The organism is Sulfitobacter profundi (genome assembly GCF_042661425.1).
GTDB lineage: Bacteria > Pseudomonadota > Alphaproteobacteria > Rhodobacterales > Rhodobacteraceae > Sulfitobacter > Sulfitobacter profundi.
The window spans coordinates 2286654-2311809 of the sequence record NZ_JBHSWA010000001.1 but is presented as its reverse complement, the minus strand read 5'-3'; the positions used below and the strand labels follow the sequence as shown (position 1 = coordinate 2311809).

The 25156-nt window shown below is 62.6% G+C and carries 21 protein-coding genes, 1 tRNA gene and 4 pseudogenes; 13 read left to right on the top strand and 13 right to left on the bottom strand.

What is annotated here, in order from left to right; genetic code table 11:
• Positions 1–81 precede the first annotated feature (81 nt).
• The 4 genes from ACFQAU_RS12050 to ACFQAU_RS12035 form a co-directional block, all read right to left on the bottom strand.
• The gene (locus ACFQAU_RS12050; protein WP_386282456.1) at positions 82–816 is read right to left on the bottom strand and encodes a hypothetical protein; all 735 of its coding nucleotides are present in this window, start codon (positions 814–816) and stop codon (positions 82–84) included.
• Between the two features lie 20 nt (positions 817–836).
• Complete coding sequence (locus ACFQAU_RS12045; RefSeq protein ID WP_386282453.1) at positions 837–1286, bottom strand: hypothetical protein; 450 nt, start codon at positions 1284–1286, stop codon at positions 837–839.
• Between the two features lie 94 nt (positions 1287–1380).
• Complete coding sequence (locus ACFQAU_RS12040; RefSeq protein WP_132444405.1) at positions 1381–2817, bottom strand: TolC family outer membrane protein; 1437 nt, start codon at positions 2815–2817, stop codon at positions 1381–1383.
• A 123-nt stretch (positions 2818–2940) separates the two neighbouring features.
• Complete coding sequence (locus ACFQAU_RS12035) at positions 2941–3594, bottom strand: protein-L-isoaspartate O-methyltransferase family protein (protein WP_067935417.1); 654 nt, start codon at positions 3592–3594, stop codon at positions 2941–2943.
• Positions 3595–3737: 143 nt separating this feature from the next.
• Between ACFQAU_RS12035 and ACFQAU_RS12030 the strand changes: the two genes are divergently transcribed.
• A tRNA-Cys gene (locus ACFQAU_RS12030) sits at positions 3738–3811 on the top strand.
• A gap of 112 nt (positions 3812–3923) precedes the next feature.
• On the opposite strand, the gene ACFQAU_RS12025 is transcribed toward ACFQAU_RS12030, so the two are convergent.
• From ACFQAU_RS12025 to ACFQAU_RS12005, 5 genes and pseudogenes are all read right to left on the bottom strand, one after another.
• Positions 3924–4289 carry a hypothetical protein gene (locus tag ACFQAU_RS12025; protein WP_132444404.1) on the bottom strand — a complete coding sequence of 122 codons (366 nt, stop codon included), beginning with the start codon at positions 4287–4289 and terminating at the stop codon, positions 3924–3926.
• Between the two features lie 10 nt (positions 4290–4299).
• Positions 4300–5523: a c-type cytochrome gene (locus ACFQAU_RS12020; protein ID WP_132444403.1), complete on the bottom strand. Its 1224-nt coding sequence runs from the start codon at positions 5521–5523 to the stop codon at positions 4300–4302.
• Complete coding sequence (locus tag ACFQAU_RS12015) at positions 5520–7280, bottom strand: GMC family oxidoreductase (RefSeq protein ID WP_132444402.1); 1761 nt, start codon at positions 7278–7280, stop codon at positions 5520–5522. Before ACFQAU_RS12015 ends, ACFQAU_RS12020 begins: the two co-directional genes overlap by 4 nt.
• Before the next feature lie 16 nt (positions 7281–7296).
• Positions 7297–7725 carry a gluconate 2-dehydrogenase subunit 3 family protein gene (locus ACFQAU_RS12010; protein WP_386282445.1) on the bottom strand — a complete coding sequence of 143 codons (429 nt, stop codon included), beginning with the start codon at positions 7723–7725 and terminating at the stop codon, positions 7297–7299.
• Positions 7726–7733: 8 nt separating this feature from the next.
• Positions 7734–7928, bottom strand: a pseudogene (locus ACFQAU_RS12005) (gluconate 2-dehydrogenase subunit 3 family protein); the annotation flags it as partial.
• 298 nt (positions 7929–8226) lie between these two features.
• On the opposite strand from ACFQAU_RS12005, the gene ACFQAU_RS12000 reads away from it, so the two are divergent.
• Together ACFQAU_RS12000 and ACFQAU_RS11995 are read left to right on the top strand one after the other, a co-directional pair.
• The gene (locus tag ACFQAU_RS12000; RefSeq protein WP_240791578.1) at positions 8227–8946 is read left to right on the top strand and encodes a cytochrome c oxidase assembly protein; all 720 of its coding nucleotides are present in this window, start codon (positions 8227–8229) and stop codon (positions 8944–8946) included.
• A complete protein-coding gene (locus ACFQAU_RS11995; RefSeq protein ID WP_386282441.1) occupies positions 8943–9488 on the top strand; it encodes a CopD family protein in 546 nt (181 codons plus the stop codon). The genes ACFQAU_RS12000 and ACFQAU_RS11995 overlap by 4 nt, the downstream gene beginning before the upstream one ends.
• Here ACFQAU_RS11995 and ACFQAU_RS11990 read toward each other — a convergent pair.
• The gene (locus ACFQAU_RS11990) at positions 9424–9939 is read right to left on the bottom strand and encodes a DUF2231 domain-containing protein (protein ID WP_132444399.1); all 516 of its coding nucleotides are present in this window, start codon (positions 9937–9939) and stop codon (positions 9424–9426) included. The two genes, ACFQAU_RS11995 and ACFQAU_RS11990, sit on opposite strands and share 65 nt — an antisense overlap.
• A gap of 44 nt (positions 9940–9983) precedes the next feature.
• Between ACFQAU_RS11990 and ACFQAU_RS11985 the strand changes: the two genes are divergently transcribed.
• From ACFQAU_RS11985 to ACFQAU_RS11940, 10 genes and pseudogenes are all read left to right on the top strand, one after another.
• Positions 9984–10625, top strand: a complete 642-nt coding sequence (locus ACFQAU_RS11985) for a cytochrome c oxidase subunit II (RefSeq protein ID WP_240791576.1) — start codon at positions 9984–9986, stop codon at positions 10623–10625.
• Positions 10622–13103, top strand: a pseudogene (ctaD, locus tag ACFQAU_RS11980) (cytochrome c oxidase subunit I). Before ACFQAU_RS11985 ends, ctaD begins: the two are co-directional and overlap by 4 nt.
• On the top strand, positions 13100–13423 hold the full coding sequence (locus ACFQAU_RS11975) for a hypothetical protein (protein ID WP_067941179.1): 324 nt from the start codon (positions 13100–13102) through the stop codon (positions 13421–13423). The pseudogene ctaD and the gene ACFQAU_RS11975 overlap by 4 nt, the downstream one beginning before the upstream one ends.
• A gap of 285 nt (positions 13424–13708) precedes the next feature.
• Positions 13709–14521, top strand: coding sequence for a LysR family transcriptional regulator (locus ACFQAU_RS11970; protein WP_386282434.1), 813 nt, complete (start codon positions 13709–13711; stop codon positions 14519–14521).
• 248 nt (positions 14522–14769) lie between these two features.
• Positions 14770–15438, top strand: coding sequence for a DUF4286 family protein (locus ACFQAU_RS11965; RefSeq protein WP_067627080.1), 669 nt, complete (start codon positions 14770–14772; stop codon positions 15436–15438).
• A 69-nt stretch (positions 15439–15507) separates the two neighbouring features.
• Positions 15508–16467, top strand: coding sequence for a TRAP transporter substrate-binding protein (locus ACFQAU_RS11960; RefSeq protein WP_132444397.1), 960 nt, complete (start codon positions 15508–15510; stop codon positions 16465–16467).
• 92 nt (positions 16468–16559) lie between these two features.
• The gene (locus tag ACFQAU_RS11955; protein ID WP_132444396.1) at positions 16560–17069 is read left to right on the top strand and encodes a TRAP transporter small permease; all 510 of its coding nucleotides are present in this window, start codon (positions 16560–16562) and stop codon (positions 17067–17069) included.
• 2 nt (positions 17070–17071) lie between these two features.
• The gene (locus ACFQAU_RS11950) at positions 17072–18370 is read left to right on the top strand and encodes a TRAP transporter large permease (protein WP_120351600.1); all 1299 of its coding nucleotides are present in this window, start codon (positions 17072–17074) and stop codon (positions 18368–18370) included.
• Positions 18371–18381: 11 nt separating this feature from the next.
• A pseudogene (locus tag ACFQAU_RS11945) lies at positions 18382–19586 on the top strand (amidase family protein).
• Positions 19583–20437, top strand: coding sequence for an NHL repeat-containing protein (locus tag ACFQAU_RS11940; protein WP_132444394.1), 855 nt, complete (start codon positions 19583–19585; stop codon positions 20435–20437). Before ACFQAU_RS11945 ends, ACFQAU_RS11940 begins: the two are co-directional and overlap by 4 nt.
• Positions 20438–20621: 184 nt before the next feature.
• Here the strand turns inward: ACFQAU_RS11940 and ACFQAU_RS11935 are convergent, their stop codons facing one another.
• From ACFQAU_RS11935 to ACFQAU_RS11925, 3 genes and pseudogenes are all read right to left on the bottom strand, one after another.
• Complete coding sequence (locus ACFQAU_RS11935; protein WP_165935556.1) at positions 20622–22604, bottom strand: copper amine oxidase; 1983 nt, start codon at positions 22602–22604, stop codon at positions 20622–20624.
• Between the two features lie 74 nt (positions 22605–22678).
• Positions 22679–24096: pseudogene (locus tag ACFQAU_RS11930) on the bottom strand (aldehyde dehydrogenase family protein).
• A gap of 100 nt (positions 24097–24196) precedes the next feature.
• A complete protein-coding gene (locus tag ACFQAU_RS11925) occupies positions 24197–25141 on the bottom strand; it encodes a helix-turn-helix domain-containing protein (RefSeq protein ID WP_132444392.1) in 945 nt (314 codons plus the stop codon).
• Between the last annotated feature and the right edge of the window lie 15 nt (positions 25142–25156).

Below are 25156 nucleotides of genomic sequence, written 5' to 3'. Positions count from 1 at the left end.
CGCATATCGCGCAAGGCCGCGCGCGGCGGGTCGCGCAGCGTCATCTTGTCAGGGGATGGCCAGCAGGTGCCGCCCCTTGGCCTATTCGAGGTCTTGTGCCGTGAGGGCGCGGTGGATCTCGCGGCGCACCAGTTTGCGCACATTGCGGGTGATCCGTTCGCCCAAAGCGCCTTGCAACTCGGCGCGGACGATCTCTGTCACCAGATCGCGCAGCGCCTCTTCGTCAAGGAACTGGTCATCGCCCGCCACGGCTTCATCTTGCGCAGAGACGGTATAGCCGAATTCCGGTGCGGTCGCCGCCGGATCGGCGACACGCGGGCCGCTGTCGGCAAAACGGCGCACCTGTTCTTCGACCTGCGGTGTCGAGGGCTGCGGGCGGCGCGGGGCCGGTTTTTCGGCCTCTACCGTTGCCGTGTCGGCGATCGGTGCCTCTGGCGCCTCTAGCTCCGCATCGTCTTTCCACTCCATCGCCGGGGGCTCTGTACCGGAATAGTCGTTGTCGCCGGGGGCGTCGGGGTCCCAATCGTCAGAAATCTTGCCGATGGCTGTCTCCAACGCGGCCAGCTTGTCGCTGCGGCTGGCGCCCGTGGCCTTGGCCACCGCCTCGGAGACGGTCCGCGCCTTGGCCTCAACCTCCGCCGCGGCGTCTGACACGGGTTCAGAAGCGGGGGTGCCGTAGTCTTCGGCATGCAGATCACTGGGATCGTCATGCAGCATGTCATAGTCCAAAGGCGAGACCTTGGCGGGGTCAACGGCGGCGGGCTGCGGGCGGTCTTTGCCATCCGAGGTGGCCACCCTGAGCGCCGGGGTCAGCACCAAACGGTCGCTCGACGCGCTTAGCGTTTTGTCGGCTGGGGGGTGGCAGGATGGCGGGCGGAAACGAAGGGACGCTCTGTCTCGTCGGCACTGTCATCCTCTTCGGTCTGCATGGCTTGGGTAAGGCTCAGCGGCTGCGGCGTGGTCTTGGGCAGCTCGCTGGTCTCATCATCGGAATCAGGGCGTGCTGGGCTGGCAGTGGTGGCACGCAGCGACAGATGCGGGGTGAAGTCCTCCGACGTAATCCTATCCGCCGCCGTCGAGCGCATGCTTTTGAACTCTGCCCCCTCGTCCTGCTGCTGGGGGGCAGCAGCCTGAGCCTCGGCGTCAGTTACAGGACCGGGCGCCTCAACGGGGCTGGGCACCGGCGTAGGGTTGGACGTTTGCAGGGGACGTTTGTCTTCAGACACCAATCGGCGAATCGACGACAGCACGTCTTCCACCTCCGCGTTTGTGACGGGTTCGGACATATTTCTCTACCACTCTTGCCTCGCGGATAGCTTAACCGCGCGGGAGGATTCTCACAATGGGGCGGTGCAAAATGCCAAACGACCGTGCGGAATGTCAGTCTTTTTGCAACGCGCGCAGCACGCGATCCAGCGCTTGGCCCTCTTTGGAGTATTTAGCAGGGGCGTCCTTAACAAGGTTGTAATAGGCCCCCGCGTCATAGATCTGCACCGGCAGCTTCAGGTCCTGCGCGGTCAGACGCCCCGTGGCCGCCAGCACGGAATAGGCCGCCACATAAAGGTTGGCGCGGGCCGACACGCGGGTCGATTCCGCATCCAGTAGCGATTGTTCGGCATCCAGCACATCCAATGTGGTGCGCGCGCCGAGGGTGGCTTCTTCGCGGATGCCGCGGAAAGCGATACGCGCCGCACGAATCTGCCTGTCAGAGGCCTCCAACTGCGCGCGCGCCGAGGCCAGCGTGGCATAGGCGTTGCCCACTTCCTGCTCTACATCATGGCGGACGACATGCAGGTTCGCGCGCTGTGCGTCACGCTGCGCCATCGAACTGCGCACGGCCGAGGACAACGCCCCGCCCTGATAGATGGTCTGCCCAACCTGCACCCCGACGCTGCCGCTGCGGGTATAGGCCTCACTGTCGAAGGTCTCGTTCAGGCCATATTGACCGTTCAACGTGATCCGAGGGGCCATGGCCGCCTCATTGGCTTCGACGCCAAGATCGGCAGCCGCCACCTGATGCTGTGCGGCGATGATCGACGGATGGGTGCGCACGGCCAAGGCCTTGGCCGAAGCGAGATCACCCCCGATATTCGGCAGGCTCGGCGGTTGGCTGAGGTTGCCGGGCGCATGGCCCACCGCGTTGCGATATTCCTCGACCGCGCGCAGCAGGGTGCCTTCGGCCCCGGCCAGCCCGCTGCGGGCATCGGCAAGCTGCGCTTCGGCCAAGGCCACATCGGTGCGGGTAACCTCGCCCACGTCGAAACGATCCCGCGCGGCGCGCAGTTCTTGGGTCAGCAGCCGCAAGTTGTTGTTGCGCAGCTCAACCGTTTCCGAGGCTTCGATCACGCCCATATAGGCCGCTACCGCGCGCAAAAGCACCTGCTGCTCTAGGTTCACCAAGGCCTGACGGGTGGCCAGCACGGTCTCTTTCGCGCCTTCGATCCGATAGGCACTTGCGCCGAAATCATAGAGCAACAGCTCACCAATCAGGCTGATCGACGCCTGGAGGCTTTCCGTCGACTGGGCCGGCAGCAGCGAAGAGCTGCGCGCGGTGCCGAAGCTTTGTGTAAGCCCCGCCGCCCACTGTAGCACAGGTTTCAGCGCCGACTTCGCCGTGGCCACATCCTCATCGGCGGCGCGCAGCAGCGCGCGGTTCTGGTTAAGCAGACCTGAATGCTCATAGGCCCCCACCAGCGCGTCGGCCAATGTTTCCGCCGAGGCCAGCCGCGGCAGGGCAGCGCCGCTCGCCAAAACAAGGCTCACCGGCACTGCGATGGCAAAACGTTTAAGTGTTTTCGTGAAACTATTCGCGCTCATGGCTCAATGCCCCTGAATGGCTTTTTTAGACCTTTTAGACCGGCCCATGGGCCGATCGGGACGGGTGCCCCTACCCTGAAAGCGATGCGGCGCGCGATCCGGATCAGCGCGCCATCATCCCGCTTACAGCTGGAATTCTGCCTGACGTTCAAAGCCACGCAGCACCGGCGCACCGGCGTTAAATTCGGGCCGCCAGGACACCTGACCACCGCGTTTATAGCCCACGCGTACTTCGCCCAGACCCCGATCCATAAAGAGACAAGCAATACGCCCGCCCTCTTTCACCTGCTCCAACAAGGCTTCGGGCACGTCGCCCACCGCCCCTTGAATGATCACAACGTCATAGGGACCATGCTGCGGCGCGCCTTCGGTCAGCGGGGCGACATGCACGATCACATTGTCCGCTCCGGCCTGCGCAAGCGCCTCCTGCGCCTCGGCGGCCATCGCCTCATCTTCTTCGACGGCGACGACGGCCTCGGCCATATGGGCGATCACGGCGCTGGAGTAGCCCATGGCGCAGCCGATATCGAGCACCAGTTCGTCGTTCGTGATGTCGAGGTGATCGAGCATCTTGGCCAATGTTCGCGGATCAAGCAGCACCCGGTCCTGACCGAGATCGAGGTTCTCACCCAGATAGGCGGCCTCGCGCTGCGCGGCTGGCACGAAGTCTTCGCGCTGCACGGTCAACATCGCGTCGATGATTGGAAACTTGGTCACATCCGAAGGGCGGACCTGCGTATCTACCATGGTTACGCGGCGGGCGGCGAAATCACTCATCAGCTAAACTCATTCGTTCAGGGTGTCTGAAGAGTGATGTGCCACATTGCCGGGCCAGCGGCAACGCCCTGACCGCATTTTCACACGCATATGGGTCTTGCGGCCTTCCTCGTGATCCGTTAGCAGTGCGCCAACCACCGGTCGGCGAGTTGGCGGAGTGGTTACGCAGCGGATTGCAAATCCGTGTACACCGGTTCGATTCCGGTACTCGCCTCCATTTTATTTTTATGTATACCCGGTTGTTTTTGCCCCTTTGGGGACGCTGAGTTAGCCGAAAGCGGCCCTTAACGTCTGCAGGCGAGCCCCCCAAAAAAAATGGCGTCTTTCCCCTAATATGTGATGCCGGCCGCGACACAGTCCCTCGCAGCTACGTGAGAGAGGTCCGGCAGTTCGCCCGTCCCGTTACCTGAAGCAAGGCGGTCTACTGCAATGCCGGGGGAGCTGGCGAAAGGCTTTGGCTGTCCTGTACCAGCTTCCTTATTGCCCTCCTCATCATCTCTTGAAAGCCCGGCGATTTTTGCTGCCTCAACCTCTGCCTGCAGGCCAGCACAATGCTCTACGATCGCAACCATGACAGCGCGGTCATCGGTATTGTATTCCACTTCGCCAAGATAGAGCGGTTCCGCCATCGCCGCGCGCGAGAAGCACAGCGCAAGGCTCAATGTCGCGACAAGCGACGGCTCGGCATTTCTCATCGGGTCACCCTCAATATTCCTCAGCTAGATATTCGCGCATCTCGGCCACGGCCTCAGCAGAGACCGCGCCGCTCTGACGGTCCCCGGTATTGCGCAGGTAGGTCAGCAAGTCGGCGATCTGCGCGTCGGTGAGTTTCCACGCGAAGGGTGGCATGGCCAGCATGCTGGGGATCGTTTCGGTCGGCTGGGCGCGGGCGCCGCCGAGGATGACACGGATCGCTGTCGAAGGATCCTTGGCGTGTAGTTTGTTCGACGTGCTGAGCGGGGCGAAGAAATAGGGCACGCCCGAGGCATCGGCCACGTGGCAGGCGGCGCAATTGTCGAAGTAAAGCCCTTCCCCGGCCTCCATTCGCGCCGTCTCGGGGGCCTCTTCCGACGCGCGCGCCGTGTCGTCGAGGGTTTTGAGATAGGTGGCGACGGACCGCAGGTCTTTCTCTTCCAGAAACTGGGTCGAGATCGAAACAACCTCCCCCATGCGCTGCATCGGGGCGGTGTGTTTGGCGCGTCCGTATTTCAGGAACTCGAAGATGTCGTCCTCGCTCCAATGCGCAATGCCGCCATTCTCACCGCCGCGGATGTTCGGGGCGAACCAATTCTCCAGCGTACCGCCGCGCAGGTATTCATCATCTTTGCTGGCACCGAGGATGTTCTTGCCGGTGTGACAGCCGCCACAGTGCAGCGGCCCATCGACGAGGAAACGGCCACGGTTCCATGCCTCGGAGCGGTCCGGGTCGGTCACAAATTCCTCGTCCTCGAAGAACAACAGCTTCCAGCCGCTCACCGACATGCGGATGTTAAGCGGAAACGGCAGATCGTTTTCCTCTTCCTCCACATGCACCGGTTCGAGCGATTGCAGATAGGCAAAGATCGCATCGGTCTGCTGCCGGGTCATCAGGGTGAAATAGGGATAGGGCATCGCGGGGTAGAGGTGCCGACCCTCGTCGTCGATCCCCTCGTTCAACGCATTGTAGAAATCCTCGCGCGACCAGCGGCCCAGCCCGGTCTCGTCATCCGGGGTGAGGTTGGCGGAATAGATCGTGCCGAAGGGCGTCTTCAGCGCCCTGCCCCCGGCAAAGGGAATGCCGTCGTTGTCGATATCCGTGTGGCAGGCTTTGCAGTCGCCCGCCTGCGTCAGGTAGCGGCCCCGCTCCACTTCGGAGGAGGCAAGCTCCTGCGCCTGCGCCGGGACAAGGCTCGCGCCGCAGAGGGCGGTGATCAGGGCCAGCCGCTTCATGCCTGCACCAGCGGGCCGGGGTCGGCCATATATTGATCGATGATCGCTGCGACCGACCAATAGGCCAGCGCCGCCACGGTGCCGGTCGGGTTGTAGCCCGCGTTTTGGGGAAACAGCCCTGCCCCGGCGACGAAGAGGTTGTGCAGGTCCCAACTCTGGCAATAGCGGTTGCAGACGCTGGTCTGCGGGTCGGTCCCCATGATCGTGCCGCCGGTGTTATGAGTGGTTTGATAGGGCATCGAGTCGTAGGATCCCTTGCGCTCGGCCACGTTGACTTCACGGCCGCCCATGCCTCGGGCAATCTCTTCGGCCACCGGGGTGAGATGGGCAGTCAGCCGGCGGTCGTTCAGCGTGAAATCATAGGTCATGCGCAAGAGCGGCCTGCCATGTCGGTCGGTATAGGTGGGATCAAGATCGAGGTAATTGCTGCGATGCGCCATCGAGGCGCCGTGCACGCCCACGTTGGTGGTCTTGAGGAAATTGGCCCGGACCGACTGTTTCCATTCACTGCCCCAGCCCGGCACGCCCTCAGGCACCGGATGGCTTTCGATGGGCCGGGCGTTGGTGGTATAGCAGGCGATATAGCCGCCCCCGATAAAGCCCAGCCCGGAATGGTCGAAATTGTCGCCGTTGTATTCATCCACCGCCATGCCGAGCGCGCCCGCGCCGACAAAGCCGTTGGTATATTCCTCATCGTAAAAGACCGTCGCGCCGGACATCACCTGATAGCAGTAGTTCTTGCCCACCACGCCTCCACCGGTCTGCGGATCATATGGCGTGCCGATGTCGGACAAGAGCATCAGCCGGGTGTTCTCCAGCGGGTAAGCACAGAGCACCACGACCTCGGCGGGTTGGAAGAATTCCTCGCCACTGGTATCGATGTAGGTGACCCCCGTGGCGCGGGTGCCATCGGGGGATTTCTCGACCGAGAGCACTTCGGAATCCGTGCGTAGGGTGAAATTCTCCCGCTTCATCAAGACCGGGATAATCGTGGTCTGCGGCGAGGATTTGGAATAGTTGCCGCAGCCGTGTTTCTCGCAAAAGCCACAATAGGTGCAGGGCGCCAGCTGCATCCCCAGCGGATTGACATAGGCGCGCGACATATTGGCCGAGGGCACGGGGAAAGGGTTCAACCCCATATCCCGCGCCGAAGCCTCGAACCGGTCCTGCGAAAAGGTCATCTGCATCGGCGGATTGGGGTAGTCATCGCTGCGCGGCCCCTCGAAAGGGTTGCCGCCCTTACGGATGTCGCCCCGCAGGTTGCCCGCTGTGCCGCAGATACCGCAGATCTTCTCGAAATAGTCGAAATGCGGCTCCAACTCGTCATAGGTGACGCCGTAGTCCTGCACCGTCATCCCCTCCGGCAGCGGGCCATAGCGTTCCTCGTTATGGCTTTTCGCGACAAAATCCGACGGCAGGAACCGGTAGGTCTGGCCGTTCCAATGCACGCCCGAGCCGCCCACTCCGTTGCCCGGCAGGAAGGACCCCCAGTGCCGCATCGGCAGCGCCGTCTGTGCGCCGTTGTTGCGGAAAGTGACGGTGGACTGCGAGGCTTCCTGGAACATGCCGTGGCGCCAGTAATAGCGCAGTTCGTCCTGCGCGAAGGTGGTGGCGAAATCCTTGGGCGTGTCGCGCCACGGGCCGCGTTCCAGCGCCAGCACCTCCATCCCGGCGGCGGTCAGCTTCTCGGCGTAGATCGCCCCGGTCCAGCCGAAACCGACCAGAACCACGTCGACCTTTGGAAGCTGCTTCGTCATCGTGTCACCTCGTGTCTTATTCAGAGCTGTTCCAGCCGGGACGGCCCATTAGGCTGACCGGCGGCAGATCAATGCGCGCGCCGTTGTGGCCCACGAAATCGCGGTAATCATAGCGGGTGCCGGGGAAGCCGACGTAGTGCCACGCCACCATGTCCCGGTTGCCGCCGTAGATCGGATCGGCGAAATAGCCTTCGATGGTGTTTTTCAGGATCAGGTCAAAGAACGCCTTGGCCGAGACCGGGTCGAAGGTGATTTCCTCGTCGTCCATACCTTTGAGGATCTCGTCCTGTTGCGCCGCGCTCAGCGCGGCAAAACCGGCGTCCTGCTGTGCGCGGCAATAGCCGTCGAGTTCAGCAAGCGCGTGACGGTAAAGCTCTGCCGGGGGTGCTCGCTTTGATAGCCTTGGGTTGCCGTGCCTTCGCGGAAGGGGCCCTTCATGTACCAATGCTGCCCACGGCCATAGAACCCCGCCATTTGCCGGTCGAGGAAGGTGATCACATCAGCCTCAACCGCCCCCGGCCCGTCCCCATCCGACGGGATCAGCCGCGCGCAGATCGCGGCGACGGCCTCGCGTTCATCGGGGGTAAAGAACCGATCCTCATTGGTGCCGTAATACGGCGGCTGGCCCTTCAGGGGCTCCCAAGGCATCCCCTCGCCCCGGCCATAGATCGCGCCGAAGACAGCCGAAGGGGCGGCGATGGCGGTGCCGCCGAACAGCAAGGATTTCAGAATTTTGCGGCGCGTCGGAAAAGACAAGTGACCCCTCCAAGTGATGCGTGTAGCCTCGGGGCGTAATGCGCCCAGTGGTAGAAGCTGGATCGCTTTTACCGGGGGTCAAGGAAAATTGATCGGGCTGAGGGGAAACCCAACCGCGCCTCAATTCGTTTGGAACGATGTGCCCGCGCGCAGCGTTCCTCTTAAGGAACGACCGAAGGGAAAATAGACCTTGCTCAGCGATGCTTGGATCCGAACCTATTGTGGACCGGCACCGGGGCCGGAGGATTTTTGGTTTCGCTGGAACTTCGATCCGCTCCTTCTCGCCGCTCTGTCCCTGCTCTTCTTCGTTGTCCTGCGCGCGCGCAGCTGCCACGGATTGGCTGCCGTGGGCGTTCTGGTGCTGGCCTTCGTCTCGCCCCTCTGTGCGCTTTCCTCGGCTCTGTTTTCGGCGCGGGTGGTGCATCACGTGCTGCTCGTCGCCGTGGCTGCGCCGCTGCTGGCCCGCGCATGGCCCTCGCGGCGGGCGGGTGGTGCGATGGCGGCCTTCGCGGTCTCGACCGTGGTGCTTTGGGGCTGGCATCTGCCGGTGGCCTATGACCTCGCGCTCTCGCATGTCGGGGTGTACTGGCTGATGCAGATTAGCCTGCTCGGCGCTGCCTTATGGTTCTGGCGCGCAGTGTTTGCCCCCGGCCGCACACCTGTCGAAGCGCTGACCCTGCTCATCGCCGGTTTTGCGCAGATGGGTCTTTTGGGGGCGATCCTGACCTTCGCGCCCGAAGCGCTTTATGCCGCCCATGCCGTTGCCCCCATGGACTGGGGCTTCTCGCCGCTGGCCGACCAGCAGCTTGGCGGCATCCTGATGTGGGTGCCCGCGGGACTGCCCTATGCGGTCGTCGCCGGGGCCGTGGCACGGCGCGGATGGGCGACCCTGCGGGCGGGCAGCGCGTGAGCGGCTGGTTCCCGGTTCTCATCACGCTCTTCAAAGGCGTGCATATCGCCGCGCTTATCCTGTGGTGTGCCGGGCTGCTTGCCCTGCCCCTGATGCTGTCGCGCCATGATCCCGCTGGCACGGCGGCAGAATACAGTCGCATCCGCCGCGCCACTCATACGACCTATGCCATCCTCGTCACCCCCGCTGCCGTCGTGGCGGTGGTGGCAGGCACATGGCTGATCTTCTTTCGCGAGGCATTCGTCCCCTGGCTCTATGCCAAGCTGCTGTTTGTCACGGCGCTTGCCGCCGCCCATGCTTGGATTGGGCATCTGGTGGTGCAGGTGGCCGAGAAGCCAGAGAAACACCGCCTGCCCCGATCCTATCTGCCGATCACTGCCGTCGGCCTCCCCGTCATCGCGATCCTCATGCTGGTTTTAGGCAAGCCCGACCTCTGGGACTTCCCCTGCCCGGCTGGCTGCTTGAACCGCGGGGCGGTCAATTGCCCTTCGACGTGCCCAAACGATAATCAAAGACCAATTTGCCCCCATGCCAACCCGTGAACCCCACCATCACCGCGCCCAGCCCCGACAGGAGGATGCCGTAAGGCAGCACCGCCGCCTCATAACCATAGAGCCGGTGGCCCCAATTCGCGCCCAAGACCGACAGCAAGGTCACGGCGATGATCGCATGGGTCCAAGCGGCAGCGCGGGAGCGGATGCCGCTCACCAGCAAGAGTTCAGCAGCGCCGGAAAATCCCGCCAGCACGCCAAAGAAGAACGCCGTCCCCGCCGCCCAGAGGGCCGCCCGCGCCCAAAAGACATCGCCGGTCCACCAATAGAGCAGATCGGCCCCCAGCAAGCAGAAGGACAGCGCGATGGGAAAGGCCACGCTCATGGCGTGGATCGGGTGGCCCTCAAGCGCGATGCGGGTCTCGGTCTCTTCATAGCCGGGCTGAGAGGCGATCGGGTCGATCAACCGGTCCTCGCCCGTCTCATTGCTTTGCTCGCTCATCGGGGCAGGCTCCTTCGGGGGTGATTGCAGGGACAACGTGCGGTGTGCTGATTGGTTGCAGCGGCGATCTGTCGGTGGTCGATCCGGCGGGTCCGGCGGCGCGCGCCATCGCGACGCTCTGGTGGGTGATGTTCATCGGCGCGGGGCTGATCCTCGCGCTGTTGGCGGCGCTGGTGATCGGCGCTTTCAGGACACCCCGGCAGGCGGAGAATGCCACGCGGGATGAAAAGGTCTGGATCATCGGTTTGGGCCTATGTTTCTCCATCGCGGTCCTCGCGGCCCTGCTGGCCTATGGTCTGGTCACCGGCGAGCGGCTGATGCCCCGCGCCGCGGCGGATGTGGTGCGGGTCGAGGCCGAGGCCCGGCAATGGGCCTGGCGCTTTTCCTATGACGACCGCCCCGGCCATGTCACCGAGAACCTGCTGCACATCCCCGCCGGGCGGCCCGTCGATGTGGCGATCACCAGCCGGGATGTGGTGCACAGCTTTTGGGTGCCGCGTCTGGCTGGAAAGCTGGACGCCATTCCCGGTCATGTCAACGTGCTGCGGATCGAGGCCGATGCCCCCGGCACCTACCGGGGCCTGACCGCCGAGTACAACGGCGAGGGCTACAGCCGCCATACCTTCTCGGTCGAGGCCCATGACCCGGCGGGCTGGGCCGCCTTTACCGCGAAGGAGACGCCATGAACGCGCTGCGCCGTCACCGCAAGCTGGATACGATCTGGGCCTCAGAGCCGGGCTGGAAGGGCTGGACCAGCAGCGTAAACCATTCCGACCTCGGGCGGATGTTTCTTGTCACTGCCTTCTTCTTCTTCCTCGTCGGTGGTGTGTTAGCGATGCTCATCCGCGCGCAACTCGCGACGCCCGATTCCGCCTTCGTGGACGCCGGTGCCTTTGCACAGTTCTTCACCATGCATGGCACGATCATGATGTTCCTCTTCGCCATTCCCGCCTTCGAGGGGCTGGCGATCTATCTGCTGCCCAAGATGCTGGGCACCCGCGACCTCGCCTTCCCGCGGCTCACCGCTTACGGCTACTGGTGCTATGCCTTCGGCGGCGCGATGCTGCTGGTGGCGCTGTTCTTCGGCATCGCGCCCGATGGCGGCTGGTTCATGTATCCGCCGCTGACCGGTCCGCTGCATTCGCCCGGCATCAACACCGATTTCTGGCTGATCGGCATCACTTTCGTCGAGATTTCCGCGATCTGCGCCGCCGTCGAATTCACAGTCTCGATCCTGAAATACCGCGCGCCCGGCATGTCGCTCGACAAGATGCCGATATTTGCTTGGTACGCGCTGGTCACTTCGCTGATGATCCTTACCGGATTTCCGCCGCTGATCCTCGGCTCGGTGCTGCTTGAGGTTGAGCGCGCCTTCGGCCTGCCGTTCTTCCAAGCCGATCTGGGCGGCGACAGCCTGCTTTGGCAGCACCTGTTCTGGCTGTTCGGCCACCCGGAGGTCTATATCATTTTCTTGCCCGCCGCCGGGGTGATCTCGACCGTGATCCCCGTGATGGCGCGCACGACGCTGCTGGGCTACGGCTGGATCGTCGCGAGCGCTTTGGCGCTGGCGTTCCTCAGCTTCGGGCTTTGGGTGCACCATATGTTCACCACCGGCATTCCGCATATGGGACTGGCGTTCTTCTCGGCGGCCTCGACGCTGGTGGCGGTGCCGACGGGGGTGCAGGTCTTTGCCTGGATCGGCACCATGTGGAAGGGGCGGCCCGAGTTGCACATGCCGATGCTGCACATCCTCGGGTTCTTTGTCACCTTCATCATCGGCGGGCTGACCGGCGTGATGGTGGCCGTGGTGCCTTTTGACTGGCAGGCCCATGACACGGCCTTTATCACCGCGCACCTGCACTATGTGCTGTTCGGCGGTTTCGTCTTTCCGATGCTGGCGGGGATCTACTACTGGCTGCCGCTGGTGAGCGGACGCAAGCGGCTGTTCCGGCTTGGCGAACTGGCGTTCGCGCTGATCTTCCTAGGCTTTCACGGCACCTTTCTGGCGATGCATTGGGTCGGCCTGCTGGGCCAGCGCCGCCGGATCGAGACCTATGACGCCGAGACTGGCTGGGGGTCATTAACTTCATCTCTTCGGTCAGCAGTTTCGTCATGGCGATCGGCCTTGCGATGGTGCTGGTCGACATCATCATCCACAGCTTCGTCGCGGTGCGCGGCCCGCGCAACCCGTGGCGGGCCGGTACCTTGGAATGGGCCGGCATGTCGCCACCCGCCTCCTATAACTTCGCCAGCCTGCCGATGGTGGGCGCGCGTGCCCCGCTTTACGACACGCCAGATCTGGCCAACCGGTTGGCCAAGGGCGAAGGTTACCTCGGCGCGCCCGAGGTGGCCCGGCGCGAGACCTTGATGGTCGATGCCGCCAGCGGTCGCCCCGAAGCGCTGGTCATCTATCCCGGCAACACACGGCTGCCGATCCTGATGGCGGCGGTGACGGGCGGGTTCTTCCTGTCGATCCTGCTCAAGCTCTTTGGCTCACCCCGCTGGCACTCGCCGGCGTGGCGGCCTTGGCGCTGGTCTGGGTCTGGCAATTGAGCGCGCGCGGCGATCAAGGTCCGCAAAAGGTTGGACGCGGCGCGGTCTTGCCGCTGGCAAGTGAGGGCGACAAATCGCCGGGCTGGTGGGGCTCGACTTTTCTGCTGGTGGCCAATGCGACCTTCTTCGGCTCCCTCCTTTTCGGCTATGCCTTCCTCTGGACCGTCGCGCCCGGCTGGCCCCCAGCCCAATGGCTCGCCCCCTCTTGGGTCGAGCTTGCCTTCGGCATCGGTGCAGCGCTCGCCGCCGCCTTGGCCCAGCACCTGAGCGCCCGCCGCAACCGCGCGGGCACCGCCCCTATGGTCGCCCTTGCTCCGGCGTTGCTGGCGACGGTTGCCACGGCGGTGGTGTTCGGGGCCCTGCTGCTGCGCCTGCCGCCCCCGGACGGCCATGCCTATGCCGCAACGCTCCTGATCCTCGGCGCCTATGGGCTGGCCCATGCACTGCTCGTCGGGCTGATGCAGGGCTTTCTGATCCTGCAGGTCCGGCGTGGTTTCACGTCGCCTCAGCGTCGGGCGGGTTTCGCCATTGTGGCGCTCTGGTCCGACTATCTGGCAGCGATCACGGTGCTGATCCTGCTTGCGGCGCATCTGCCGGGGATGATCGCGTGAGAGAGTTGCTGCGCATTCTCCTGCCGTTGCTGGTCTGGCTGGCCAGTTTCAGCGCGATCTACGGGCTGCACGGCCTCGGCTGCGCCCTTGGCTGGCCGGAGGTCGCCTGGCTCGGCTTGTCACTTTTTCGCTGGGCGCTGCTGATAGCCTGGCTTGCCGCGATTGTGTTGCAACTGCTTCTATTGCTGACAGTGGGGAAATGGTCTTTTGGTCCGACCACGGATTTCTACCGCAAGGTAAATCTTGCAACCGCCTTGTCCGGCTTGACCGCGACGGTCTGGACTTCTTTCCCCATAGTCGTGTCATCCACCTGCGGTTAGAGAGGGCCAACCAGCGCGGGCCAACCCCGGCTCCGTTGGGCAAATCAGATAGTGTCCGAAGTGCCCCTTTCCCCGGACGAACTTAATGGGCTTCAGTGGGGCCATCCAGACGAAACACAATGTAGCTGCGCTGCCAACCATGCCGGACCGTTCGAACGCAGCGCTCGCTACAGGCGCTCCGCTGCCGCTTTCCCGGGCCAAAAGCCCATTGAGAACAGGTGACTTTACCGCCAGCTTAACCTACCCTCGTTCTTCGCGACCGAAACAGAGAAAGAGAGGTTCTTGGTGAACACGCGCTTTTTAGAAACCTTCGTCACGGTCGCCAACTTGGGAAGCTTCCGGGCGGCAGCCGAGCAGTTGAATGTCAGCCAAGCGACGGTGTCCAGTCGGATTTCCTCACTTGAGACGGACCTTCAGGTGGACCTGTTTGACCGTGAATTCCACGCCACCCGGATCACGGTGGCCGGGGCGATGATCCTCGATAAGGCGCAAGAGATGCTCGCGACAGAGCGCAATTTGCGCAACACGCTCTCCGATCCCACCACTGCCGCGGGGCGGGTGCGTTTGGGGTTGGTGTCTTCGGTCGTTCATACTTGGCTTTGTGACCTGATCGAAGAAGTGGCGCGCTGCTATCCCCGGCTGGAGCTTGAACTGACGGTCGAGCCCACGCCGAACATCGCCGCGGCCTTTGAACGCGGCGCGCTGGATATGTTGCTGACGACAGATGACCGCCACGACCAAACCTGCGTTTGCGCGGACTTGCCGCCGCTGGCCATGGGATGGTTCGGCCCCGAGGGGATGCGCGACGAGAAACTGTCCCTCGCCGATGTCGTTACCAGCCCGCTGATCACCTTCACCCGCAATTCACGCCCGCACGCCAATGTTCTTGCGCTTTTCAGCGATCGCGGCCTGCGGCCTTCGATCGTGCATTGCATCACCTCGATGGCTGCGATTGCTCGGTTGACGCAGCGCGGGCTGGGCATCGCGACCCTGCCGCTGGCCTGCGATTTGGCCGGGCCGGGAATCTATGAGCTTGATGTCGATGCGCAACTGCCGCCGCTCCCCTCTATTGCATCTGGCGGCGCAGTTCCGACGTAGCCACCTACAAGGCAATTGCCGATCTTGCGCGGGCCTGTGCGGAGCGTCATCAGCGGCAGACCTGACACGGCCTGAATTGGCCTGATCGGAAAACCCTATCACCCCCCTGAATAATCCCGTTTGTCGTTGGACCCCATCTCGGCAAGTGTGCCCCAACAACAATCGACAGAGCTTGACCGCACCTCGACGGAGACGGGCCGTGCCCCGCCACGTGACGGGAAAGCTTTGTCCAAGGATCAGGATGCAGAATGAGCAATATCCGTACAACCGATCAGGCACAGCTTTTCGTCTGGAGCGATATCGACCCCGATCATGAGGCTGACTTTAACCAGTGGTATGACCGGGAACATATGGAAGAGCGCGTTCGCATTCCGGGCTTCACCGGCGCGCGGCGCTATCGGGCGGTATCGGGCTCGGCACGGCGCTACCTCGCGCTCTACCGCGCCAGCAACCTTGCCGATTTCACCTCTGAAGCCTACCGCAAAGCCTTTACCAAACAGACCCAATGGTCGATCACCAACTTCGGGCGCATGTCCAACACCCGCCGTCGGGTGATGCAGGTCGCGCAAGAGGGCGGCTTTGGCTGGGGCGGCGCGCTGGTGCTGATCGAACTGGTGCCAGATGCCATGGAGAGCGACGCCGTCGCCGACGTGCTTGGTAAATTGATGGCCGAAGAGGGTGTGCTGCGCGTGCATCACATGATCCCCGACGAAACCCTTTCGACCCCGCTGCCGTCTGAAAACACCGAAGGGCGCGTTCTGGCGCCTTGCATCGCGGTGGATGTGACGTCAGAGCCGATCGCCGAAGCGACCCTGCGCCAACTGACCGAAAAGCTGGGCGGCGCGGTGCGCGAGGCCGAAACCTTCCGCCTGATGTGGTCGCTGGACGCGCAAGACCTGCCCGCATTGGAAGACTGAGTGAACCACCCTGACCTGCCAATACGGCAGGGCAAGAACAACAAACCACCCCAACAGGAGATACCACACATGAAACACCTTCTCATCGGAACCGCGATCGCGGCCCTGACAGCCGGTCTTGCCCATGCCGAAACGTGGAAAATGTCGGCCGATGCGCCCGACGGCAACTATCTGACCCAGAACATCCGCGCCTTCGCTGATGACGTGGCCCGCCTGTCGGATGGCGCGCTGGAAATCGACGTTGTGTCGAACTCGGTCCTGCTCAAGCGCCCCGAACTGAAGCGCGGCGTGCAGCGCGGCATCGTTCCCATCGGCGAAGTTCTGATCTCAGCGCTTGGCAACGAAGACGCGGTTTACTCTGCCGATGCCGTGCCGCTTTTGGCGACGACATTTGACGAGGCCCGCGCTCTTTGGGAAGCTTCCCGCCCGATCTACGAAGAAAAGCTGGCCGAAGATGGTCTGGTGCTTTTGTTTGCCGCCCCCTGGCCGCCGCAGGGCGTTTACATGAACCGGGAAGTGACCGATGCCGCCTCCTTCGAGGGCGTCAAGTTCCGCGCCTACAACCCCTCGACCGCGCGTCTGGCCGAGCTTTTGGGCGCCGTTCCCGCCACCATCGCCACTTCCGAGATCAGCCAAGCCTTCTCGACCGGGGTCATCAACGGCATGATCACCTCGCCCTCGACAGGTGTCGACAGCCAAGCATGGGACTTCGTGTCGCATTACTATGACGTTCAGGCCTTCCTGCCCAAGAACATGGTGATCGTGAACAAAGGCGCCTACGACGGCCTGTCTGACGAGGTCAAAACCGCGCTGCAAGAAGCGGCTGAACTGGCGGAAACCCGTGGCTTTGAAATGGCCGAGGAAGCCACTGGCGAAGCAACCAACACGATGGCCGACAATGGCATGAACGTCCTGCCGACCCCCGAAGGGCTGGCCAGCGACTTTGAAACCATCGCCGCGACAATGCGCGCGGAATGGCTGGAACAGGCTGGCGAAGAAGGTCAGAAAATCGTCGACGCGATGAACTGATCTCAGCAGGCCCGGGCAGTCGTTTGCCCGGGCCTTTTCTACTAGACCGGGGTATTCGCCCCTCCCCGCCCCCTTATTCGGAGCCCGCCGCCATGATGCTGACCCGCCATCTCTTCAACTTTTGCGGAGCCTTGGCCGCGCTGTCCTTGCTGGGGATCGCGGTCTTGATCCTGTCGCAGATTGGCCTGCGCCTGATGGGAAGCCAAATCCCGTCAGCCGATGATTTCGCGGCATGGGGGCTGAGTGCGTCGATCTTCCTCGCCCTGCCGGCCACGCTGATACGGGGCGATCATATTCGCGTCACATCGTTGCGGCAGTTGATGCCGAAACGTCTGGGTCATATCGCCGATATTCTGGCGGCGGCCTTTGCCGCCGTGATGATGGGCTGGGTCGCTTGGGCGATCTTTGGCTATGTCCACGAAAGCTGGACCTACAATGAAGTCAGCCAAGGCGTGGTGGCCGTCCCGCTGTGGTGGCCGCAATCCGCGATGGTGCTGGGGTCGGTGCTGTTTGCACTGGCCTTTGCCGAGCGCACCCTGCGCCTGATCCTCGGGCTGCCAGTCGAGAGCGACGATACAAACGAACAAGGTCGGGGCGAATAATCATGGATATTTTTCTGCAATCGGCCGTTCTGGTCGTGACCTTGCTTGTGCTTTTGGGCTTGGGCATCTGGGTTGGCGTGGCGCTGATGGCCTCGGGCGTCGTGATCTTCTTGATGTTCACCTCTACGCCGGTCGATGCGATCCTCGGCACCACCATGTGGGCCCATTCCGCCAGCTGGACTTTGACGGCGCTGCCACTGTTCATCTGGATGGGCGAAATTCTTTACCGCACACGTCTGGCCGAAGACCTGTTTTCTGGTCTGGCCCCATGGGTCGGGCGGCTGCCCGGCGGCTTGGCGCATGTCAACGTCGTGGGCTGCGGTATCTTTGCGGCGGTGTCGGGGTCTTCGGCTGCCACCACCGCCACCGTTGGCCGCATTTCTCTGCCAGAGCTGAAATCGCGCGGCTATGCCGACCGGCTTGCCATCGGTTCCTTGGCTGGATCGGGCACGCTTGGCCTGTTGATCCCGCCGTCGATCGTGATGATCGTCTATGGCGTCGCGGCCCAAGTGTCCGTGAACCGCTTGTTCATAGCGGGCGTGGTGCCGGGGCTGATGCTCATGGCGCTGTTTTCGGGCTATATCGCGATCTGGGCAAAGATGAACCCCGATGGCGTGCCAGACCCCGAACCCCGCATGCCCTTGGGTGAGCGCCTGCGCCGCCTGCGCATGTTGCTGCCGGTGGTGGGCTTGATCATCGGGGTCATCGGCTCGATCTATGCCGGTGTGGCCACCGCAACCGAGGCCGCCGCCATCGGTGTGGCCGGGGCGCTGATCATCGCGGCTTTTGGCCGGTCGCTGAACGCCGAGACCTTCGTCGCCTCGCTTCTGGGGGCCACCCGCACCTCTGCGATGATCGGGCTGATCCTGCTTGGCGCGGCCTTTCTCACCTCCGCGATGAGCTTCTCTGGCTTGCCCGGGCAACTGGCCGAACTCATTTCCGCCAGCGGGCTGAGCGCTGCGGGTTTGATCGCCGTGCTGACCGTGTTCTTCGTGCTCCTTGGTTGTTTCCTCGACGGGATCTCCATCGTTGTGCTGACGACTTCGGTTGTGATGCCCGCCGTGGCTGCCGTGGGGATCGATCCGGTGTGGTTTGGGATCTATCTGATCATCGTCGTCGAAATGGCGCAGATCACGCCGCCGCTGGGGTTCAATCTGTTTGTGATCCAGAGCCTGACTGGTAAATCGATCTTTGAGATTACCCGCATGATCATCCCCTATTTCATGATCTTGGTGCTGGCCGTGATCCTGCTGACGGCATTCCCCGGCATCGCGACGTGGCTTGTGGAACAAACGATTTAAAGGCTGATTTGATGACACACACCCCTCAATCCCTCCTCGACGCGGCCCGCGCCCGCGCTCCCGCGCCCGATTTCACCCGGACCTTCGATGATCCGGTCGAAGGCGAAGGGCCACTGTCGGGGCTGAACGTAGCGGTCAAAGACCTGTTCGACGTGCGGGGCCAAGTCACCCACGCGGGGTCGCTGGTCCGCAAAGGCACGTCGCCCGCCACCAAGGATGCCGCGGCGGTCGCGCGGCTGCGCAGCGCAGGCGCCGGGCTGATCGGCCACGCCAATATGACCGAATTTGCCTATTCCGGCCTCGGCCTGAACCCACATTACGGCACCCCCTCACCCCCTTGAGAGAAGGCTGTATCGCGGGCGGCTCGACCTCGGGCGGTGCCTCTGCCGTGGCGCGCGGCGTGGCAGACATCGCGCTTGGGACAGACACTGGCGGCTCTGCGCGTATCCCGGCGGCCTTTTGCGGGCTCTTCGGGTTCAAGGCCACGGCACAGACGATCTCCCGCGCGGGGGCGGTGCCGCTTTCCCATTCGCTTGATAGTGTCGGCGTGCTGACCCGAGAAGTCGGCCTGCTGCGCCCGGTTTTGAACGTGCTACGCGACCAACCGCTCGCCGCGTCTGCCACGCCGCGTGACGTCATCGTGCCGGAAAATTTCGGCATGGACGAATTGGACCCCGAGGTTGCCCAAGCCTTCGAAGCCGCCCTCGAAGCGCTTCAGGCATCTGGCGTGAGCCTACGTCGACAAACGCTCGACTTCTTCGATGACTACCGCGCCCTGCCCGTCTGGCAGTTCTCGGCAGTGGAATCCCGCGCCCATCACGGGGCGCATTTCGACGACGCCCGCGCAGAGCTTGATCCGCGTGTGGCATCACGTATGGCGCGGGCGGATGGTGTCACCGGGATCGAGTTTGCCCGCACGATAGCCGCGCGGGAAGCATTGATCGCACGGGCGGCGCATCTGTTTGGCGACACGCCGGTCGCCCTGCCGAGCGTGGCCATCATGCCGCCAAAGCTGGATGATCTGCGCGAGGATGCCACCTATGACCGCATCAATCTGCTGGCGCTGCGCAACACCAGCTTTGCGAATGTAATAGACGGCTGTTCGGTCAGCATGCCGATCACCAGCCACCCCGGCGCGGGGCTGATGCTGACCGCGTCTGCGGGACGGGATGCGATGTTGATCAATATGGCCGAAACATTGCAGGGCGCGCTGTGAGCGAAACGGCCAAGCGCCCCTCTGCCTATGTGGCCTTGGGCGCCCAGCGCTACCGTGTGACCCATGTCAGCGATCCCATGCTATCGGGTATTTCCGATGTCGCGGTCATAGGCGACAGAATCGTGGTCCTCAGACGGCAAGCGCCTGAATTGGTCATGCTCGGGCTGGACGGCACAATGTTGGGCGAAACCGCTAATCTGCCGCAGTTCGTTTGCGGCCATGGCCTGCGCGCGACCTCCGCCAGCCAAGTCGCCGCCACGGACATGGATGGCCACAAGGTCGTGCTGCTTGATGACACCTTACAAGAAACCGCCCGTATGGACTGCGCAGAGCATCCCGGCTTGGGGCGGCCCTTCAATCATCCCTGCGATTGCACCCAAGGTCCGGACGGACGCTATTATGTCGCTGACGGATATGGCAACAGCGCCGTTCATATCTTTGACCCGGCGCTGCGCCACCTCAAAACCTTTGGACATCCCGGGACCGAAGCGGGCGCGTTTTCGACCCCGCACTGCCTGTTGTTCGACAGCCAAGGCAGGCTCTGCGTGGTGGACCGCGAAAACAACCGCGTTCAGTTATTTGACCCCGAAGGCATCTGGCTGGGTCAGATCAAAGGCCTGCACAAACCAATGGCGCTGGCGTTGACATCCCAAGGCGTCTTGCTGGTCACTGACCAAACCCCGCGCCTGTCGGCATATGCCCCGAATGGTGAGCTGATTGGCCGCTGCCGTACTTTTTCAACCTATGGTCACGGATTGGCTGTGCAGGACGATGGCACCATCGTGATCGCCGAAATGAACCCAGATCGACTGACCCTGCTGACCCCCGTGCCCGATGCGAGGGTAGGTTGATATACCACGTTGGGTTTTGCGCGGTAGGGTCTAGCGGCGGCTCTTCGGCGCTGCCCGCCGTATTGGCCATGACTTGGATGCCAGCGCTCTAGTAGAGCTGTTTCTGCGCAGGGAATAACTTCACCTTGCGGCTGAGAAAGGCGAGCGACCTTGTGCCTCTCGCCTCCTCTTTTCTCAAGCGTCCTTATTCAGGATCGCGGATCGTGATCGCCGGGTTCATCGGGAAGAAGTTATGCGGCATGATATGCACGGTCTTCCATTCGGTCGACATCACAGGCCAATCCTCGGTGCGGGGCACATGGTGGAAGCCTGCCGTGAACCACGTCACGATGTCCTGATCCTGTAATGGCGCGTCTTCTTTGACCCATTGCGCCAGCGTGTCTGAGCCGTCGCTTTGCAAAGCAAACTTACCGCCCGCATATCGTTCCTCAGGATCATGCACCGTGTTCCAAACCGAATTCTCGATATAGGCGTTGCGGATCATCGGGGGGTCGTTCTCAAAGTCGAAAGGCCCGTAAGCCACGCTGCCGTGGTGGATCATATAGCCCGGCTTATGGCCCAACGGCCCTTTGCGGTCGGGGTTTTGCAGCATGAAGTAGCGCGGCTTGAAGGACGACACTTGATAGGTCGCTTCGGCCTCGGATTTGGGCATGTTATGCTCGACCTTCCACAATGACCTGCGCGGGCTGTCTTCGGCCACTTCGGCGGGGACGATGTCCATCGTCATGAAGCGGTTGCTGGGTTGGTCGATGTCGAAGTCGAGCCGGAAGTTAAAGTAGTGGTCATGGTTCGCCGCTACCAGATTGGGCGCGATCAGCGTGCCATACTCCGTTTCTCGCGCTGCCGAAGGATCATCCATCGACGTCGCATCGGCACCCTTCACACCATCGAGACCCGTGGCACCGATCTTGATCTCCATCTGGCCGTTCTGCTTGAAACGGTAGTCGATCAGATAGTCGTAATTGCCAACCTCTGACGCCGTACGCACGACCAGTTCCGTCTCGGGCCGACCTTCGGCGGGGGTGTATTGGTCGGGGCCTTGGGCAAAAACCTCAAAGTGTCGCCAAGCCGGATCACCGATGTTGCGCTCAAAGATGCAGACCGCGTCGGGGATCTCCAGCGGCTGGCCATCGTCACCCGCGATCATTGCTGGCAGGAAGGTCGCGTAAGAGGGGCAGTCGATCCCGGCCACCAGCGGGGTCAGGAACAGGCCAAAGCCGTACTCCCCACTGTCCATATAGGTCCGCCAATAGAGCCCAGCGCTTGGGTCCATATAGGGCACAAAAACTTCGGACAGATGCGCTTGATAGAGCAGCGTGCGCCACTCCTCGCCATCCTTCACGTCGATGTTCGACAGCACCGGACCGGGGCGTTTGTCGACCCGCAGGCGCATGCGCCACATATCCCATTCCAGCGCGCCATTGGCATAGGTGAAGTTCGGCCCGCCCTCTTGGGTCAGCACGGCGGGATTGGTCGCGGCGCGTTGTGGGGTCCGGGCCTCAATCTCCTCGCCGGTGTAGCCCCAGCCGTCCTCGGGGATCGCTACGTTGCCTTCGTCGATCACACGCAGCGCCTTGCCACTTTGCAGATCGACCACAGCATAGATGTTCTCAATCGGCTTGGCATAGAAATTCGACCCTTCGGGCGAAACATAGCAAGGCACTTTCATCAAGCGCGTGCCGTCGTCTTCGTCAGAGAAGAAGTTGCCCGCAGTGAGCGGCAGGCAGAACACCTGATCCGGCGTCAGCCCGCGTTTCTCCAGCCCCGCGATCATGTCGGGATGCTCTAGTGCGGCGGTCATAGCATTGGCGAACTCGTTGAAAAGGATCATCGGCTGGCCTTCGGTGGGGGCGCTGCTTTCGATCTCTCCAGTGGTCAGGTTTACGATGGTTTCAACAAAACCGCTGTTGTCGGCGTTGGACATATGCACCATCGCGCGGCGGTCGAGCGTGTCGCCCTCGCTCCATGCCAGCACATCAGCCTTGGGCGGCTCGATCAACTCGATCAGCGGATAGAGCGTGTCATCCCCGGCCAGATCGCCTGCGCGCAGGATTTCATTGATCTTTTGGTATTCCTCACCGGAAAAACCATCAAGCGGGTGCGCGAATGACGCCCCGCTGGTCAGGGCAAAGGCCGCGGCCCCGCCAAGTAGAATTTTACGTAACATGCTGTCTCCCTTCATTTTTGTCTTTATGGTGTCCGCCATGGCAGACACCGAATGATCGCTCTCGCCTCCCAGCGTCAGGCGAAAATTACCTGAATGTCGGTGTATTCTTTCAGCCCTTCTTCGCCGAACTCGACGCCGAAGCCTGACTTCTTGACGCCCCCGAAGGGCGCGTTGGGTTGGATCATGCCATGGCTGTTGATCCAGACCGAGCCGCATTCCATCCGTTTCGCCACCTCCTTGGCCGCCGCCTTGTCTGACGACCAGACAGACCCACCAAGGCCCACGTCCAGCGCATTGGCCTGCGCCAGCGCATCGTCCAGATCACTATAGCGAATGATCGGCAGCGCGGGGCCGAATTGCTCTTCGTAGACCAGCGGATCGTCGGCGCTCATCCCGGCTATGATCGTCGGCGGATAGAACAGCCCCTCGCCCGGCTCTCCGCCAAGCAGCACCTGCCCGCGCTCTTTGGCCTGCGCCACCAAACGCGAGAGTTTGTCGAATTGCATCCGGTTCTGTACGGGACCAAGAACGCTGTCCTCCTGCGTGCCTTCGCCCACTTTGATGTTACGTGCATAGGCGACCAACGCGTCGCAGACTGCGTCGTGGATATCGTCGTGAACATAGAGCCGCTTCATCGCGGCGCAGGTCTGACCGTTGTTGATGAACGCCCCCAGAAAAGCCCTTCGGCAATCGCCTGTGGATCGGCATCGGGCAGGACGATGCCCGCGTCATTGCCGCCCATCTCAAGGGTCAGACGCTTCATCGTCTCGGCGCTGGATTGCATGACCTTCTGGCCGGTGCCGCAAGAGCCGGTGAAGACGATCTTGGCGATATCCTCATGCGCGGACATGGCCGCGCCCATGTTAAATGCACCATCGGCGGCGCTCACTGAATTAACCACGCCTGCTGGCAGTATTTCGTTCATCAACTCAATCATGCGCAGTGACGCGAGCGGTGTCATCGGGGACGGTTTGCTGACCACCGTATTGCCACTGCGCAGCGCGGGCAAAATGTGCCAGACCGCGATCAGCACGGGGAAGTTCCAAGGGGTGATCGACCCCACCACGCCCAGCGGCTTGCGGTACATCTCGACCCGGCCTTCGGGTGTGTCTTGCAGCACTTCCATCGGCAGCGACAGGCTCGCGGTATAGCGCGCCCAAGCGACCGCGCCGCCCAACTCCCATTGCGAACCGATGCCACCCAAGGGTTTACCCTGTTCTGCAGTAATCAACTGCGCCAATTCCTCAGCATGCGCCTCGAGCGTGTCAGCCACGGCATTGCAGGCGGCGGCGCGCTCTTCGTCAGAAGTGCCGGACCAGCTTGGGAAAGCCGCCTTCGCCGCAGCAACCGCCCGGTCCAATTCTGCCTGACCGGCATCCGGCGCCGTGCCTGCTTGGCCGCCCGTGCCGGGATTGGCCACGGGGAAACGCGCGCCCGTTTCAACCCGCGTACCGCCCGCGATCAGGCCGATGCTATCGATGGTGTCTTTCATGATGTCCTCCGTCATCCCGTTCCGGCACCGTGCCGAAACGCCTCCTCGGGTAAGAGGTTAGGCGCGGATCGGATGGGCATCTTGGGATAACGCGACAGCGCTATTGGACGATCGCGCCACCGTTGCGGACTTCTGCGACAACGGCACCGGGGGTCATGCCGTAACGCTGCCGGAACGCACGGTAGAAATGCGACAGATCGTTAAAGCCGCAGCCATAGGCGCAGTCGGTGACAGAGACCTCTTTGCCCCCGCGGCGAGAGAGTTCGGCGTGCGCTTGGGTCAAACGCAGGTGCAGCAGACGTTGACCCGGCGTTTCGCCCAAGGGTTCGAAATAGCGTTGCAGGCTGCGCAGCGATACGCCCAAATGCAGCGCCAAAGCGCTCGGCCCGAACTGAGGGTCGCGGTAGTGGCGGGTCATGAGTTGCAGAGCGCGCTCCATGACCTGCCCGCGTGCATCCAAGGTCTGGCTGCGCCGCTCGTGGAAATAGGCCCCCATCAGCCCATAGAACGCCTCGCTTAACTGTAACCCTGCCTCGGGCGGGCAGTGCAACATCTTGTAGAGCACTGCCCGCAGCGCCAGCCACAGCGGATCATTGCGGTCAATCGCCACACCGCCATCACAGATAGCGCCGAACCTGCCGATCATCTCATCCCGCGGAAGATGCACTGAAATTTGATGCGCCAACTGCCCGTCATAAACAAATTTCGATGGGCGCGTCGCGTCGACGATGAACATGTCACCGGGCCGCAAGAGGGTGGATGCGCCGCTTTGATGCACCACGCATTCGCCGACATCCTGTACCAGCATAAAGAAATATTCGCCCGGATCGCGCCGAATGCAGGTCTGGGTCCGGGCTGCTTCCTGAGCGTCGAGCGAGACCAGTGCGGCGTCAAAGCCACCCATCCCCCGCTTGCGTGCCCGACCATGAGACGGCCCATCGCGGCGCGCGGGTTCCACCTCGAACGCACCGCAGATTTGCAGAATATCGTCGCGTAGCACTTCGATGGGCGTGGACCTTGTCGAGATTCGGCTCAGTGCTTTCACGATCCCATGCCCCCT